The organism is Brevundimonas denitrificans (genome assembly GCF_030160755.1).
Lineage (GTDB): Bacteria > Pseudomonadota > Alphaproteobacteria > Caulobacterales > Caulobacteraceae > Brevundimonas > Brevundimonas denitrificans.
Genome location: NZ_BSOY01000066.1, coordinates 1 through 16019, shown reverse-complemented (window position 1 = coordinate 16019; position 16019 = coordinate 1). Strand labels below are relative to the sequence as shown.

Annotated in this window: 11 protein-coding genes; 1 reads left to right on the top strand and 10 read right to left on the bottom strand. The window is 70.1% G+C overall.

Annotation, left to right across the window (positions count from 1 at the left end; all coding sequences use genetic code 11):
* The 3 genes from QQJ79_RS12575 to acsA form a co-directional block, all read right to left on the bottom strand.
* A partial coding sequence (locus QQJ79_RS12575) for a biotin/lipoyl-containing protein (protein WP_284223274.1) occupies nucleotides 1-315 on the bottom strand: 315 nt, incomplete at its 3' end.
* Between the two features lie 2 nt (nucleotides 316-317).
* On the bottom strand, nucleotides 318-2321 hold the full coding sequence (gene pdhA / locus QQJ79_RS12570; protein WP_284223273.1) for a pyruvate dehydrogenase (acetyl-transferring) E1 component subunit alpha: 2004 nt from the start codon (nucleotides 2319-2321) through the stop codon (nucleotides 318-320).
* Complete coding sequence (acsA, locus tag QQJ79_RS12565; protein WP_284223272.1) at nucleotides 2318-4075, bottom strand: acetate--CoA ligase; 1758 nt, start codon at nucleotides 4073-4075, stop codon at nucleotides 2318-2320. Before acsA ends, pdhA begins: the two co-directional genes overlap by 4 nt.
* 537 nt (nucleotides 4076-4612) lie before the next feature.
* Here acsA and QQJ79_RS12560 point away from each other — a divergent pair.
* Nucleotides 4613-7954: an amidohydrolase family protein gene (locus QQJ79_RS12560; protein ID WP_284223271.1), complete on the top strand. Its 3342-nt coding sequence runs from the start codon at nucleotides 4613-4615 to the stop codon at nucleotides 7952-7954.
* A gap of 49 nt (nucleotides 7955-8003) precedes the next feature.
* Here the strand turns inward: QQJ79_RS12560 and QQJ79_RS12555 are convergent, their stop codons facing one another.
* The 7 genes from QQJ79_RS12555 to QQJ79_RS12525 all read right to left on the bottom strand — a co-directional run.
* Nucleotides 8004-8771 (bottom strand): proteasome-type protease, encoded by a 768-nt coding sequence (locus tag QQJ79_RS12555; RefSeq protein WP_284223270.1) that lies wholly within the window; start codon nucleotides 8769-8771, stop codon nucleotides 8004-8006.
* 74 nt (nucleotides 8772-8845) lie between these two features.
* The gene (locus QQJ79_RS12550) at nucleotides 8846-9673 is read right to left on the bottom strand and encodes a transglutaminase family protein (RefSeq protein WP_284223269.1); all 828 of its coding nucleotides are present in this window, start codon (nucleotides 9671-9673) and stop codon (nucleotides 8846-8848) included.
* A gap of 3 nt (nucleotides 9674-9676) precedes the next feature.
* Nucleotides 9677-10609, bottom strand: a complete 933-nt coding sequence (locus tag QQJ79_RS12545; RefSeq protein WP_284223268.1) for an alpha-E domain-containing protein — start codon at nucleotides 10607-10609, stop codon at nucleotides 9677-9679.
* Nucleotides 10610-12022 carry a circularly permuted type 2 ATP-grasp protein gene (locus tag QQJ79_RS12540; RefSeq protein WP_284223267.1) on the bottom strand — a complete coding sequence of 471 codons (1413 nt, stop codon included), beginning with the start codon at nucleotides 12020-12022 and terminating at the stop codon, nucleotides 10610-10612. It abuts the gene before it with no gap.
* A gap of 95 nt (nucleotides 12023-12117) precedes the next feature.
* Complete coding sequence (locus tag QQJ79_RS12535; protein ID WP_284223266.1) at nucleotides 12118-12495, bottom strand: hypothetical protein; 378 nt, start codon at nucleotides 12493-12495, stop codon at nucleotides 12118-12120.
* Between the two features lie 316 nt (nucleotides 12496-12811).
* On the bottom strand, nucleotides 12812-15271 hold the full coding sequence (locus tag QQJ79_RS12530) for a S9 family peptidase (RefSeq protein WP_284223265.1): 2460 nt from the start codon (nucleotides 15269-15271) through the stop codon (nucleotides 12812-12814).
* A 65-nt stretch (nucleotides 15272-15336) separates the two neighbouring features.
* Nucleotides 15337-16019 (bottom strand): zinc metalloprotease (locus QQJ79_RS12525; protein ID WP_284223264.1); only part of this gene is annotated, 683 nt, incomplete at its 5' end.

Below are 16019 nucleotides of genomic sequence, written 5' to 3'. Positions count from 1 at the left end.
GGCGGGCCTCGGCAAGGGCTCGGCCGAGGTGGCCGCCGGTTCCGGTTCCGGCGCGGGCGGCCTGACCGGCGCGACCTCACCCTCCGCGCGCAGCCGGGCGAGCGGCGTCCCGACCGGGACGGTGGCACCTGGCTGCACCAGCAGCTGTTCGACCACGCCAGCGTCGAAGATCTCGATCTCGATCGCCCCCTTCTGGGTCTCGACCACGGCGACGATATCGCCGCGCTTGACCGCGTCGCCGGGCTTGACCAGCCACTCGACCAGCGTGCCGGCCTCCATGTCTGCGCCCAGCGAGGGCATGAGGAATTCGGCCATGCTCAGCTCCTCCCTAGGACGGTCCGGGCGGCGTCGATGATCTTCTCCGTCGACGGCAGGGCGGCCTGCTCAAGATGGCTCGCATAGGGGATCGGGACCTCCTCGCTGCACACCCGGACCGGGGCCGCGTCGAGGTCGAAGAAGGCCTTCTCCGCGATGCGCATGCCGATCTCGGCCGCCAGTGAACCGCTGCGCCAGCCCTCGTCGACGATCACCACCCGGCGGGTGCGGGCCACAGAGGTCAGGATCGCCGTCTCGTCCAGCGGCCGCAGAACGCGCAGGTCGATCACTTCGGCCTCGATCCCTTCCTTCGCCAAGGCATTGGCCGCTTGGAGAGTCTTGGCCAGGGACCCGCCGTAGGTGATCAGGGTCAGGTCCTTGCCGGCGCGCCGCACCGCCGCCCGGTCGATGTCGACCGGTCCGGCGTCCGCGGCCAGGGGCGCGACGGCATTGTACAGCATGACGTGTTCGAAGATGAGGACCGGATCGGGCTCCTGCAGGGCGGTCCACAGCATGCCCCGGGCGTCCTCGACCGTGGCCGGCGCCAGGATGCGCAGGCCCGGGATATGGGCGTACCAGCCCTCCAGACTGTGGGAATGCTGCGCCGCGAGCTGACGGCCGGCGCCGGTGGCGAGGCGGATGACCAGCGGGCATCCGAACTGCCCGCCGGACATGTGGCGGAGGGTGGCCGCGCTGTTGAGGATCTGATCCAGGGCCAGCAGGCTGAAATTGACCGTCATCAGTTCGACGATCGGCCGCATGCCTGCCATGGCGGCCCCCAGACCCGCGCCGGTGAAGCCGGCTTCGGACAGGGGCGTGTCGCGGATCCGCGCCGGACCGAACTCCTCCATCAGCCCCTTGGACACTGCATAACATCCCCCGTAGGCGCCGACGTCCTCGCCCATGAGGAAGACCCGGTCGTCGCGGATCATCGCCTCGCGGATCGCCTGCCGCACCGCCTCGCGACAGGTCGTATCGACCGGGGCGCCCTGCGCCGGGCGGGGGTCGGGCGCCGGAGGCCGTTCGGCGGCGGTGACATGGCGGGCCAGGTCCGCGACCGGCTCCAGAGGCGACGCCTCGGCGAAGGCGACGGCCGCCTGCACCTCGGCCGCGGCGGCGGCTTCGAGCGCCGCCACATCCTCGGGATGAAGCAGGCCCGCCGAAAGGGCCCAGGCCTGGAAGCGCCGGATCGGATCCTTCGCCTTCCAGCCCTCCACCTCCGCCTTGTCGCGATAGAGCTGGGCGTCGAACATCGAATGGGCGCGGAAACGGTAGGTGCGGCACTCGAGGAAGAAGGGCCTGCCGGTCTCGCGGATGGCGGCCACGGCCCGCCGGGCCGCGGCCTCGACCGCCACGACATCCATGCCGTCGACGGCCTCGGCGGCGATGCGGTAGCCTTCGGCCTTGCGGTGGATGTCGGTTTCGGATTCCGACCGCCCGAGCGCCGTGCCCATGGCGTAGAGGTTGTTCTCGCAGACGAACAGCACCGGCAGGCCCCACAGCGCCGCCAGGTTCAGGCTCTCGTGGAACTCGCCCTCCGCCGCCGCGCCCTCGCCGAAGAAGCAGACGGTGACCCGGTCCTCGCCGCGCATGTGGTCGGCCAGGGCCAGGCCGACCGCCAGCGGCAGGCCCCCGCCGACGATGGCGTTGCCGCCGTAGAAATTGGCCGCCCGGTCGAACAGATGCATCGAGCCGCCGCGCCCGCCGCTGCAGCCGTCGCGCCGTCCGAACATCTCGGCCATGACGGCCGGCATCGAGACTCCCCGGGCCAGGGCGTGACCATGTTCGCGATAGGTGGCGACGACGCGGTCGCGGGGCTCGAGCACCGGGATGACGCCGACGGCGACCGCCTCCTCCCCGTCGTAGAGGTGCAGGAAGCCGCGGATCTTTTCCTGCGTATAGGCCTCGGCGCAGGCCTGTTCGAACGTCCGGATGCGGATCATTCGACCCAGCAGGTCCAGCACATGGGCCCGGGACAGTCGCGGCTTGAGGCCGGCGTCGGTCATCGCTCCTCGCTTTCCAGGGTCGACAGATCCCCCTCGGGCAGGCCCAGTTCGCGGGCCTTCAGCAGGCGCCGCATCAGCTTGCCGCTGCGGGTCTTCGGCAGGTTCTGGCGGAAGGCGATGTCCCTGGGCGCCACCGCCGGCCCCAGCCGCTTGCGCGCATGGCCGAGGATGTCCCGGCGCAGGGGCTCGCCCGCCTCGAGACCGCCCCTCAGGGCGACATAGGCCTTGACCGTTTCCCCCGCGATCGGGTCGGGCAGGCCGATCACCGCGGCCTCGGCCACGGCCGGATGCTCCATCAGGACGCTCTCGACCTCGAAGGGACCGATCAGATGGCCGGCGCTCTTGATGACGTCGTCGGCCCGGCCGACGAACCAGTAGTAGCCGTCGGCGTCCCGCATCGCCAGGTCGCCGGTCAGGTACCAGCCGCTGGCGAAACATTTCCGGAAGCGTTCCTCCTCGTGCAGATAGCCGCGCAGGATGGACGGCCAGTCGGGCCGCAGGGCCAGCTCGCCCAGGGCCATGGGCTCCAGCGCCTCGCGGACCGAGCCGTCGGCGGCCCGCTCCACAATCCCCGCCGTCACGCCCGGCAGCGGCCGGCCCATCGATCCGGGCTTGATGTCCATGGAGGCGAAATTGGCGATCATGATCCCGCCGGTCTCGGTCTGCCACCAGTTGTCGTGGAAGGGCCGGCCGAAGGCCTCGACGCCCCAGAGAACCGCCTCGGGGTTCAGCGGCTCGCCGACGCTGGCCATGAAGCGCAGGGCGGGCAGGTCATAGGGGCGCGGGTCGCTGTCCCAGGCCTTCATCAGCATCCGCACCGCCGTCGGCGCCGTGTACCAGACGGTCACCTTCTGCTCGCCCAGGATGCGCCGCCAGCGCTCCGCGTCGAACTCGGCCTCGTCGACCACCAGGGTGACGCCGTTGGTGAGCGGCGCGATGATTCCGTAGGAGGTGCCCGTCACCCAGCCGGGATCGGCGGTGCACCAGTAGATGTCGCCCGGCCTCAGATCGAGCGCCGTGCGGCCCGTGACATGGTGGGCCACGACCGCCTCATGGACATGCACCGCCCCCTTGGGCCGCCCCGTCGTGCCGCTGGTGAAATGCAGCAGGGCCATGTCCTCGGGCCGGGTCGCCACGGTCTCGAACACGGGGTCGGCCGTCGCCAGGGCCGCCTCCAGATCGATGCAGCGGGCCGGCGCCGCGCCGGGGCATCCGGCCAGGAGGAGGTGGCGCAGGCTGGGGATGGCGTCGCGCCAGGCCTCGACCTTGCGATGATAGAGGGCCTCGGTCGTCACCAGGACATTGGCCTCGCCGATCTCCATCCGGGCCTGCAGCGGCTCCGGGCCGAAGGCCGAGAACAGCGGCGTGAACACCGCGCCGGCCTTCAGCGTCCCGAGGGCGGCGACATAGAGCTCCGGAATCCGCCCGAGCACGGCGTAGACCCGGTCGCCCGGCTTTACGTCCAGCGACCGGAGCAGGCTGGCGAAGCGGTTGGCCTGTTCGGTCAGCTCGGCGTAGCTGAGGTCCCGCACCGTATCGTCCCGGCCGATCCAGCGCAGCGCCGTCCGGTCGCCACCTCCCGCCGCCACATGCCGGTCCAGGGCCTCATGGGCGATGTTGAGGCCGCCCCCCGGCAGTCCGGACAGCTCCGCCCGGGCCGCCGCCCAGTCGAAGGCGGCCGCCTCCGCGTCATAGTCCTCGAGATTGGCGCCGGCCCGCTCCGCCGCCGACTTGCGGATGACGGGCCAGCTCACGCGATCGCCCCGGGTCGGAACGCAGAATGGACCTGTCTCATCTTCGCCTCTCAGACCGGAAACCCATGCTGACGCATCGATCCGGCACCGCCTTGCGCTGGATCAACCGGCCCCGGCGGCGACCGGCGCGGCAAATGCCATCCGCGGTCGCCCGAGGGCGGACGCGTCGGCGAACAGCTGGGCTGATTCCAGCGGACCACCCTGCTGCGCGAGGTCTCGGCGCTGACGGCCTGTCGCCGGGTCTGTCGCGACAGCGTCAAGCCCTGGCTGGGGCGGCGCCTGTCGTGACGTGGGCGCCGAAGGCGACGGCGAGCGCCAGCGCGAGGAACGCCGCGCGGACGGGTGACCGACAGTCGCCGGACCTCGCAGCCATCGAACAGCGTTCCCCAATTCTGACCGGACGGCGGGTCGGGGCTGGCGACGCTGAAGCCGTCGCCCGACTGGACTTCCGACGCGCGACAATGTTCATCTGCGCCCGCAAGGACGCGGCCGACGAGCGGCGCGAGACGTCCGGCCATGCCCCGGGGATGACACACCATGAAGCGCGCTTTTCTGACCACGGTCGCCCTGCTGGCGCTCGCCTGTCCCGCCGCGGCCCAGACGCCCGAACCGGTCTCGCCGATCGCCGCTCCGCCCGTCCCCGGGCCGGTCGAGCCGCAGGCCGCGCCCGGTCCGGTCGCCGCGCCCGCGGCCGCCGCCGCGGCCGAGACGCCCAAATGGGATGTGCAGAACCCGCCCGGACCGTCGCGCGACATTCCCATCGACGTGACCCGCGGCACCTGGATGTCGCTGGACGTCAGCCCGGACGGCCAGACCATCGTCTTCGATCTGCTGGGCGACATCTACGTCATGCCCGTCGCCGGCGGCGAGGCGCGCGCCATCGCCTCGGGCGTCGCCTGGGACATGCAGCCGAAATGGTCGCCCGACGGCCGCCACATCGCCTTCACCTCGGACCGGGCCGGCGGCGACAACATCTGGATCATGGACGCCGACGGGTCGAACCCGACGCAGGTGTCCAAGGAGACGTTCCGCCTGCTCAACCAGCCCGAATGGTCGCCCGACGGCCAGTTCATCGTGGCGCGGAAGCATTTCACCTCGTCCCGCTCGCTGGGGGCCGGTGAGCTGTGGATGTACCACCGCTCGGGCGGCGGCGGCGTGCAGATGACTGAGCGCCGGACGCAGCAGAAGGACACGGGCGAACCCGCCTTCTCGCCGGACGGCCGCTACATCTATTTCAGCGACGACGCGACGCCGGGCGCGACGTTCGAATATTCCAAGGACGTCAACGACCAGATCTACATCATCCGCCGCCTGGACCGCGAAACCGGCGAGATCGATCCCTATATCACCGGCCCCGGCGGTTCGATCCGTCCGACCCCCTCCCCCGACGGCAAGTCGATCGCCTTCATCCGGCGGGTTCGCTACCAGTCGGTGCTCTATGTCATGGACATTGAGTCCGGGCGCGAGACGCCGGTCTTCACCGGCCTCGACCGCGACCTGCAGGAAACCTGGGCCATCCACGGCGTCTATCCGGCGATCAGCTGGACCCCGGACAACCGCTCGATCGTCTTCTGGGCCGACGGCCGCATCCAGCGCGTCGATGTCGGCACCCGGGCGGTTGCGGAGATCCCCTTCCACGTCGCCGACACCCGGCGGGTGCAGGACGCGGTGCGCTTCCCCGTCGAGGCGGCGCCCGACACCTTCGACGTCCGCATGATCCGCTGGGCCCGCCCCTCGCCGGACGGGACCAAGGTGGTGTTCGAGGCCCTGGGCAATCTCTGGATCCGCGACCTGCCGACCGGAACCGCGCGCCGGCTGACGCGCCAGAACGACCATTTCGAGCTCTACCCCAACTGGTCCCGCGACGGCCGGTCGATTGTCTATACGACCTGGGACGACCAGGAATTCGGCTCGATCCGGGTCGTTCCGGTCAGCGGCGGCGCGGGCCGCGTCGTGACCTCGCAGCCCGGCCACTATGTCGAGCCGACCTTCTCGCCGGACGGGCGAACCATCGTCTACCGCACCGTCAGCGACGGCTTCCTGACCAGCGCCCTGTGGAGCCGCGATCCGGGGGTCTATCGGATCCCGGCGGCGGGCGGCGAACCGGTCTTCATGACCGATGACGGCTCGACCCCGCAGTTCGGCGCCGCCAACGACCGGGTCTTCCTGTCGGACCGCGACGGCGACAAGCAGACGCTGATCTCGGTCAATCTCGACGGCGAGGACGAACGCACCCACCTGACCTCGGAATGGGCCAGCGAGTTCGCCGTTTCGCCCGACGGGAACTGGATCGGCTGGACCGAGCGGTTCAACGCCTATGTCGCGCCCTTCGTCGCGGCCGGCCGTCCGATCACGATCAGCGCCGACGGCAAGTCCCTGCCCCAGGCCCGGGTCACCCGCGACGCCGGCGACTGGCTGAGCTGGTCGGGCGACTCTCGCCGGCTGCAATGGTCGCTGGGGCCCGAACTGTTCACCCGCGACCTCAACCAGGCCTTCACCTTCGTGGACGGCGCGCCGGACGAACTGCCTGCGCCGGACGAGCGCGGCATCAACCTCGGCTTCACCGCCCAGGCGGACGTGCCCGAAGGGCGTATGGCCCTGACCGGCGCGCGGATCATCACCATGAACGGCGCCGAGGTGATCGAGAACGGCGTGATCGTCATCGAGGGCAACCGCATCGTTGCGATCGGCCCGCTGGCCGCCACCACGATACCGGCCGGCACGCCGACCCTCGACATGGCCGGCAAGACCATCATGCCCGGCCTGGTCGACGCCCACTGGCACGGCTCCATGGGGTCGGACGAGATCATCCCCGAACAGAGCTGGGTCGATTACGCCTCGCTGGCCTTCGGCGTGACCACGATCCACAACCCCTCGGCCGACACCAGCACCATCTTCGCCCACAGCGAACTGGCCCGCACGGGCCGGATCACGGCGCCGCGCATCTTCTCGACCGGCACCATCCTGTACGGCGCCAACACCGCCTTCACAGCCCAGGTCGACGACCTCGACGACGCCCTGTCGACCCTGCGGCGGATGCAGGCGGCGGGGGCCTGGAGCGTCAAGAGCTACAACCAGCCCCGCCGCGACCAGCGCCAGCAGATCATCGAGGCGGCCCGCCAGCTGAACATGATGGTGGTGCCGGAGGGCGGCTCGCTGTTCCAGCACAATATGTCGATGATCGTCGACGGCCACACCACGATCGAACACTCGATCCCGCTGGCCCGGCTGTACGACGACGTGCACCAGCTCTGGCGCCAGACCGGGGTGGCCTACAACCCGACCCTGGTGGTGGCCTATGGCGGCAGCTACGGCGAGAACTACTGGTACCAGGAGAGCGAGGTCTGGAACCATCCGATCCTGACCCAGTACGTCCCGCGCCGCATCCTCGACGCCCGCGCGCGCCGGCCGGTGACCCTGCCCGACAATGAGTGGAACCACATCTCGGTCGCGCGCGAGGCCACCCGGCTGTCCGAACAGGGCGTCAGCGTCTCGATCGGGGCCCACGGCCAACGCGAGGGCCTGGCGGCGCACTGGGAACTGTGGAGCCTCGCCCAGGGCGGAATGGCGCCGATCGACGTGATCCGCGCCGGCACCCTGAACGGCGCCCGTTCGCTGGGCCTGGACCGGGATATCGGCTCGCTCGAGGTCGGCAAGCTGGCCGACATGGTGGTGCTGGACCAGAACCCGCTGGAGAACATCCGCAACACCACGGCGATCGCCTACACCATCGCCAATGGTCGGGTTTACGACTCGGGGATGAACGAGGTCGCGCCGCGCCAGCGGGCCCGCGCGCCCTTCTGGTTCGCCGAAGCCGGCGGCGAGGGCTGGGCCGCCGGTGCGACGGAGGCCAATTCAGAGGGCGATCACGGCCACTGAATCGGAGGTTTGAGGCGTCAGGCGGGGCCCGACCCGGTTCCGCCTGACCTCAGCCGCGGCCGGCCGCCAGTCCCGGGTCGCCCATCAGCCAGGGCGGGGCCGGCATCTGCCGGCGGGCCTGGACCTGGGCGCGGGTCCATTGCTCGTGCAGGTCGGTGAAATAGGCGTCGTCTGCCTCGATCCGCCGATGCTCGCCGCTGAGGAAGTCGCGCCGAAGGGTGAGCATGTCGAACGGCGCCCCGACCCCGACATTGCTGCGCATCGTCGTCGAGAACGAAATCAGGCCCAGCTTCACCGCCTCGGCCAGGGGCGTGTCGAACGCCAGTCCGCTCTCGAGGATCGGCTTGCCGTATTTGGCCTCGCCGATCTGGAGATAGGGCGTGTCGCGCCCGCATTCGATGAAATTGCCCTGGCTGTAGATCAGATACAGCCCCATCCGGCCGCCCGCCACCTGACCGCCCAGCAGCATCGAGGCCGAGGTGTTGAGGCTGTCGGCTTCCATGGCCGGGGCGATCGACAGCCGCGTCTCGCGCAGGGCGTGCCCCAGCAGCTGGGCGCAGCGGAACAGGGTCGGCGCGGTCTCCAGCGTCTCCTTCTCCTCGCCGACGTGGAGGTGGACCCCTTCGCGCGCCATGGCCAGGGCCGTCTGGGTCACGGACAGATTGCCGGCGGTGCAGACGCCCAGCACCCTCTCGCCGGGGCGGTCGACGATGTGCAGCTTGCGATAGGACGAGATGTTGTCCACGCCCGCATTGGTCCGGGTGTCGGCGATCATCGCCAACCCCTCCTCAACCAGCATGCCCACGCAATAGGTCATGCGGCGCGCAATCCCCGCTGCCCGTCCGTCATGACGTTCACGGTAACAGATTCCTCCCTCGGATCACCCACGACCTAAGCCTGTTGCTGACCCTGTTGCATGTCGGCATCACGCACGTTCAACCGCACCGCCAGCCGCTCGCCGCCGCCGCCGTAGCTCGCCCCGCGCACAGGCGCGGCGCCGCGGTAGTCCAGCCCGGTCGCGACCCGCACATAGCGGTCCGTCGAACAGATGCCGTTGGCCGGATCGAAGCCGACCCAGCCCAGATCGGGGATCCACGCCTCGGCCCAGGCATGGGCCGCCTCCTGGTCGTCCTTGCCGTCCCGGCGCAGCAGATGGCCCGAGACATAGCGGGCCGGCATGCCCATCTGGCGGGCGCAGGCGATGAAGACATGGGCGTGGTCCTGGCAGACGCCGCGGCCGAGCGCGAGCACCTCGGCCGCCGTATGGGTCGGCGTCGTCACCCCGACCTCGAAGGCCACCGAGCCGTGGATCCCAGCCATCAGCCGGTGCAGCCGCTCAAGCGGCGGCCAGGCCGAGAACTCGGAGGCGAAGACCGAAATCAGCTTGTCCCGCCGGGTCAGGGCGGTGTCGCGCAGGAAGACCAGCGGCGACAGCGTCTCCTGCCCGGCCGGCACGACACCGGCGGTGTCGGTGGTCACCACCTCGCCCGAGACCCGGACCGTCAGGCTCTGGGTCGGCTGTTCGGTATAGAGGGTGTGGACGATGTTGCCGAAGGCGTCCTCCGACTTGCGCAGCCGCGCGTCGACGTCGGTCTCGACCCGCCAGTTGCGGACCTGCTGCGCCTCGGAGGACCGGGGCGTCAGCCTCAGGGTCTGGATGATGAACCGCGCCGCCCGGTCGTAGGCATAGGTGGTCGCATGGTCGATGCTGATGCGCACGGGTCAGCTCAGATACTGGTCATGGATGGCCTGCCCCAGGCGGCCGTTCTCGCCGAGGAAGGCCTGGATGTATTCGTGCAGGCCGGACTGGAAGATGTCCTCGATGCGCGAATTGTCGAAGGCCCGCATCCGGTCCGCCGCCAGCCGCTGCGCCGGGCCGCGCCGGCCGTAGTCATTGGCCAGCCGTTCCAGATAACGCACGATCGAGGCCTGGCAGCTGGCCAGGGAGCGCGGCATCTGTCGGTTCAGCACCAGAAGATCGGCCACCAGCCAGGGCTTGACGCTGTCGCGATAGACCCAGCGATAGGCCGTCAGCGCCGAGACCTCGCGCAGCAGGGTGGTCCACTGGAAATAGTCCAGCTGTCCGCCGACGCGTTCGCCCTCCGGCAGCAGCAGATGGTATTTGACGTCCAGCAGCCGCGCGGTGTTGTCGGCCCGTTCGATCGCCGCGCCGAGGCGCAGGAAATAGTAGCCGTCGTTGCGCAGCATGGTCCGGCTGGTCGCGCCCTCGACCGACAGGGTGACCGTCTTCACCCATTCCAGGAAGCGCGCGAACTCGTCCCGCCGGGTCGGCTGGCCCTGTTCCTCCAGCCCGTTCCAGGCCCCGTTGATCGCCTCCCACAGCTCGACCGTCAGGGCCGTGCGCACCGAGCGGGCGTTGGTGCGGGCGCGGGTGATGCAGGCGGTGATCGACGAGGCGTTGTCGGGGGCGAAGGCCAGATATTCACGCACCGACTTCTCGGTCGGCGACCGGCCCAGCGCCTTGGGAGCCCCCGCCGAGGCCAGGGCGCTGGCCCAGACCGTCTCCGCGTCCCCGTCGCCGCGCGTCGGGATCGCCGCCAGCCGCAGCGTGGCCTCGAGGATGCGGGCGAGAAAGTCCGCCCGCTCGATATAGCGGCCGGTCCAGTACAGGCTGTCTGCGGTGCGGCTCAGCATTCAAACATCCAGCACCCAGGTGTCCTTGGTCCCGCCGCCCTGGCTGGAGTTGACCACCAGCGACCCCGGCTTCAGCGCCACCCGCGTCAATCCGCCCGGCGCCACCCTCACCCCGTTCGGATCGGACAGCACAAAGGGCCGCAGATCGACGTGGCGGCCATGCAGCTCGCCCTTGTCCAGGGTCGGCGCCGTCGACAGGTCCAGCGTCGGCTGGGCGATGAAGTCGTCGGGGTCGTTGATCAGCTTCTTCCGGAAGGCCTCGATCTCGGCCCTGGTCGCCGCCGGCCCCACCAGCATGCCGTAGCCGCCCGAGCCCCCGACCTCCTTGACCACCAGCTGATCAAGCTTGGACAGCACCTCCTTCAGCGCCTCCGGCTCACGGCAGCGCCAGGTCGGGACGTTCTTCAGGATCGGCTCCTCGCCGGTGAAGAAGCGGATGATCTCGGGCATGTAGGTGTAGACGGCCTTGTCGTCGGCGACGCCGGTGCCGACCGCATTGGCCAGGGTCACCGTCCCCGCCTGATAGGCCGTCATCAGCCCCGGCACTCCCAGGGTCGAATACGGACGGAAGGTCAGGGGATCGAGGAAGTCGTCGTCGATCCGCCGATAGACCACATCGACCTGCTGACGCCCCTGGGTCGTGCGCATGAAGACCTTGCCGTCGTCGACGAACAGGTCGCGCCCCTCGACCAGATCGACCCCCAGTTTGTCGGCCAGGAAGGAGTGTTCGTAATAGGCCGAGTTGAACGGCCCCGGCGTCAGCACGACGATGGTCGGATCCGCCCCCGCCGCCTCGGGCGCCGAGGCGCGCAGGCTGGACAACAGCATGTCGGCGTAGGTCTCGACCGGGCGCACCGGATAGTCGGCGAACAGGTCGGGGAACAACCGCATCATCATCTCGCGGTTCTCCAGCATGTAGGAGACCCCCGACGGCGTGCGGCAGTTGTCCTCCAGCACGTAGAAGCCGTCCTCGCCCGTGCGGACCAGATCGACGCCGGCGATATGGACCCAGACCCCGCGCGGCGGCCGCCGGCCCTGCATCTCGGGCACATAGTGGGGATTGGTCAGGATCAGCTCGGCCGGGACGATCCCGGCCTTCAGGCATTCCTGCGCGCCATAGACATCGGCCAGGAACAGGTTGATCGCCCGCACCCGCTGGACCAGCCCGGCCTCGAGCCCGGCCCATTCGGCGGCGCCGATGATGCGGGGCACGACGTCGAACGGGATCAGCCGCTCGCTCGACTCGGCGTCGCCATAGACGGCGAAGGTGATGCCCATGCGGCGGAAGAACAGCTCGGCCTGGCGCGAGCGCGCCTGCAGCAGCCCTTCCGGGGCGTCCGCCAGCCAGCGGGCAAGCCCGCGATAGCTTTCGCGGACTCCGCCGCCGTCACCTGACATTTCGTCGAAGGCCATGCCGCTCCCACTGCAATGATCTTGCAGCGTGGCCCGACAAGCGGCGCTGGCGCAACAGGAATGTCGCGGCGCAGCAAAGGTTCAACGCCGTCGCTTCAGCGCGACTGGACCGTCGTGGTCCGTCCGGCGGCGACCGTCACCCTGGCGTAGCCCTCCGTCCAGCTGTTCTGGCTGAGGACCTCGCCGGCGCCGACATCCCAGCATCCGGCGGAGACGGTGAAGGTATAGCTGCCGCCCGGCGGGATGCTGTAGCCCGAGGGCAGGCGGTTCAGCCCGTAGGTATGGGCGCTGCAGTCCGATACCAGCACGACGTCGATCGAATTGCCCTGCGAGACATTGCGAACCACGAGAGCGCCCGTGGGCTCGCCCGGCCGGATCAGTTCGCCGCCGGTGATCAAGGATGCGCAGCCGCCGAGGCCGCCGGCCAGGCCGATGACGGCCGCCGCCGCGGCGGCGCGAAGAAGCGTTTTCATGAAATGTCCCTCCAGTCCCGCGCGCAGGAGACCATCGTTACGCCACCGCGACCTCTGATGAATCCTGACGCGGCGTCGGGATGGCGCACCTTGTTATCCCGGACGAAGCGAAGCGGAGAGCCGGGACCGTCGGACACAGGGAACGTCAGCCCCCGGAAGCTGCGTCAGCGGCTATCCGGGGGAAGGGTTGAAGCGAGTGCGGCGGCCACCCGTCTCCCGGATAATCGCAGGCGATTTCCGGGAGGGGCCAACAGAAGGACGCTTCCGTCCGGCTCTCCGCTTCGCTTCGGCCGGGATGACAATCTGACCAGGCCGCCTATTCGGCCGCCGCCGGCCGCGGCCCGGCGTTCTTCACATACTGGTCCAGCCAGCGGGTCATTTCCCACAGGGTGTGGCCGACCGATTCCCGCGCCCGGTAGCCGTGCGCCTCCAGCGGCAGGACGACATAGCGGACATTGGCGCCATTGCCCTTCAGCGCGGCGTAGAACCGCTCGGACTGGACCGGGAAGGTGCCGGAGTTGTCGTCCGCCTCGCCGTGGATCAGCAGGATCGGCTCATTGACCCGGTTGGCGTAGGTGAAGGGCGACATCTCCGTATAGGTGTCGGTCGCCTCCCAGTAGGTGCGCTGCTCGGCCTGGAAGCCGAAGGGCGTCAGGGTGCGGTTGTAGGCCCCCGAGCGGGCGATGCCGGTGCGGAACAGGTCGGTGTGGGCCAGCAGGTTGGCGGTCATGAAGGCGCCGTAGCTGTGCCCGCCGACGGCGATCCGGTCGCGGTCGGCCACGCCCATTTCGACCACCGCATTGACCGCCGCCTCGGCGCTGGCGGTCAGCTGCTGGATGTAGGTGTCATTGGGCTCCGCGCCGTTGACGCCGACGATCGGCATCGAGGGATCGTCCAGCACGGCATAGCCCTGGGTCAGCAGGAACAGATGGCTGATCCCGCCCGGCCGGGTGAAGCGGTTGGCGGTGTCGACCACCTGCCCCGCCACGGCCGCATCGGTGAACTCGGCCGGATAGGCCCACATCACCAGCGGCAAGGGCCCGTCGCGATCCTTGTCGTAGCCGGCGGGCAGATACAGCGTCCCGGAGAGCTGGACGCCGTCGGCGCGGGTGTAGCTGATCAGCTGTTTGGTCACCCCGGCCAGTTGCGGCGCGGGGTCGGGGAACTGGGTGATCGCCCGTGTGGCGGCGGTCGGTTCGTCGAGGTTCCGGGCATGGATATTGGGCGGATCGGCCCGCGTTTCGCGCCGCGTCAGCAGCCGCCGGCCGTCCTCGTCGAGGATGCCCAGCACGCTTTCATAGACGCCGTCCGCAGAGGTCCAGACGCGCTCGGTCGCGCCGGTGGCAAGGTCCATGGTCGACAGGAAGGGATACTCCCCCGCCCGCGTCGCCCCGGCTCCGGTCATCAGCACCCGCGCCCCGTCGGCGGTGAAGCGCATCACCGGGAAGCCGCTGGCGTTGGCCTCGGTCACCGGGAAGCCCGGGTCGTTGTAGCGGTCCTGATAGTTCCGCTCCAGCAGGGTGCGGCCCTGACCGGGGTTGGACGGATCGACCAGATAGCGGGTCTCGCGCCGGTTGTTGAACTGGCGGCTGATCACCAGCGCCGTATCGGCGTCGCCCCAGATCACGCCGCCGTAGCGGTCCTTGAGGTCGATCAGCGGCGTCGGCTGGCCGGTGAACGGCGCGGCAAGGGTGAAGACCCGGTCGCGCACCTCGGCGGGGGTGCGCGGGTCGCCGCCGTCCTGGGCCTCGACCCAGACCAGGGTCGAAGGGGCGTCGGCGCGCCACTGGGCCGAGCGCGGGCCCGGCGCCACGGAGTCGAACGGGGTCGGGATATTGTCGCGCAGCGGCAGGTCGGCGACGCGGTGCACCACCTGGCCCTGCAGGTCGGTGATCGTCACCTCCGCCGGGAACAGGGCCGCCGGGACGACATAGCTGTAGGGGCGCTTCACCGTGGTCTGCAGGATGTAGCGTCCGTCCGGCGACACGCCCGAGCCCAGATAGACCGCCGGCGCGCCCAGCGTCCGGGCCGGCCCCTCAAGGGGAACCAGCGTCAGCTGCGAGGTGAAATAGTGCTCGAACAGGGCCTCGTCCCCGGCGTTGGACAGCAGGTCCTGATAGGTCCGGGCGGGCGCGGTCCGGCCCATGCTCTCCTCGACGATCGGGCCCTCGGGCGGACGGCTCATGTCCGGGGCGGGGCCGCGGCCTTCCGGCGTCATCCGAACCAGCAGGCCCGAGCTGTCGGGCAGCCAGTCGAAGGCGCCGCCGCCCGCGGCGTTGACCCGGGCGTCGGTCAGCTTGCGGGCGACGCCGCTGGCCACGTCCACCGTCCAGAGCTCCAGCCCGGTCGGCGCGTCCATCAGCAGGGTCACCGAGCGGCCGTCGGGCGACCAGCCCGGGGAGACGAAGCGCGAATTGGCCGGCAGGCTGACGGTCCGGGCGGGGCCGCCCTCTACGGGCTGGAAGCTGAGGCCGGTCAGCCAGGTCACCCGGCTGTTGGCCTGACCGTTGTTGCGCGGATTGATCCGGTATCCGGCCAGCCGCAGCATCGGCTCGGCCAGTTCGGCGATCGGCGGCAGATTGGCGCGATCGAACAGGGCGAGCGTCGTCCGGTCCGGCGACAGGCTGGGCGTCGGCGTCGGTTTGGTGTCGAGGATGTCGGCAATGGGCGCCGGCGGCTGCTGATAGGTCCTGCCTTCCTGCGCCAGGGCGGGCCCGGCCAGAACGGCCAGCAGGACAAAGGCGGGCATGGCCCGGCCGAGCAGACGATGACGCATGATCAATTCCCCAAACCACCGGCCCTGATGGGCTGCGGCACGCTAGGGGGCGGGATGAACCCGGGTCAAGGCCGCCGGACCGTTGGCGCCCCGGTCATCGCATAGCAGGCGGCGCGCGCGGGCCGCGTCCCATCCGGCGCGCCATAGGCCGCGCGGATCGAGCAGATGTCGGCAGGGCTCAACTCGCCCTTCCAGCGGTCCGGGTTGCAGTAGTTCATGATCGAGGCCGCGTCGTAATAGGTCTCGTCGGCGACCTCGGCCTCGGGCGTGCTCATCCGGGCGACGCAGTCAGGCGCGCGCGGGCTGACATGATCGTGGGAGAAGCCGAGGGCGTGCCCCAGCTCGTGCAGGGCGTCGGCGCGGAAGCAGCCCTCCCGCCCGACAGACCCGCGCCGTCCGCAGATGCGATTGGTGACGAGATAGTCGGCGTTCAGGCTGATGGTCCCGCCGCGCACGAGGTTGACCCCCAGATGGCTGGCTGAGGCGAACCGCTCCGGATCGTGGTCGATGCGGATCGGGATGCGGCGATTCGGCCCCGTGGTCGGCGACTGCGCGCAGTCGGCGGTGATGTCGAAATCGACCCGGGCCACGGCTTCCCAGGCGGCGGCGGCGTCCATCACTGTCTCGCGCCCCCAGGCGTCTTCGGCGGTCGGAGCCTGAAAGCACATCGGCACGCGCCCGCCCGGCCACAGGTCCGCCTCCGCCGGGGGCGGCGCGGGCGGCGGCGGAGGCGGCGGCGGAGGTTGGC

What these genes read in the sequence shown, in the direction of transcription:
- pdhA (WP_284223273.1), bottom strand. Translation starts at nt 2,321, where the DNA reads ATGACCGACGCCGGCCTCAAGCCGCGACTGTCCCGGGCCCATGTGCTG.
- QQJ79_RS12560 (WP_284223271.1), top strand. Translation starts at nt 4,613, where the DNA reads ATGAAGCGCGCTTTTCTGACCACGGTCGCCCTGCTGGCGCTCGCCTGT.
- QQJ79_RS12555 (WP_284223270.1), bottom strand. Translation starts at nt 8,771, where the DNA reads ATGACCTATTGCGTGGGCATGCTGGTTGAGGAGGGGTTGGCGATGATC.
- QQJ79_RS12545 (WP_284223268.1), bottom strand. Translation starts at nt 10,609, where the DNA reads ATGCTGAGCCGCACCGCAGACAGCCTGTACTGGACCGGCCGCTATATC.
- QQJ79_RS12540 (WP_284223267.1), bottom strand. Translation starts at nt 12,022, where the DNA reads ATGGCCTTCGACGAAATGTCAGGTGACGGCGGCGGAGTCCGCGAAAGC.
- QQJ79_RS12535 (WP_284223266.1), bottom strand. Translation starts at nt 12,495, where the DNA reads ATGAAAACGCTTCTTCGCGCCGCCGCGGCGGCGGCCGTCATCGGCCTG.
- QQJ79_RS12530 (WP_284223265.1), bottom strand. Translation starts at nt 15,271, where the DNA reads ATGCGTCATCGTCTGCTCGGCCGGGCCATGCCCGCCTTTGTCCTGCTG.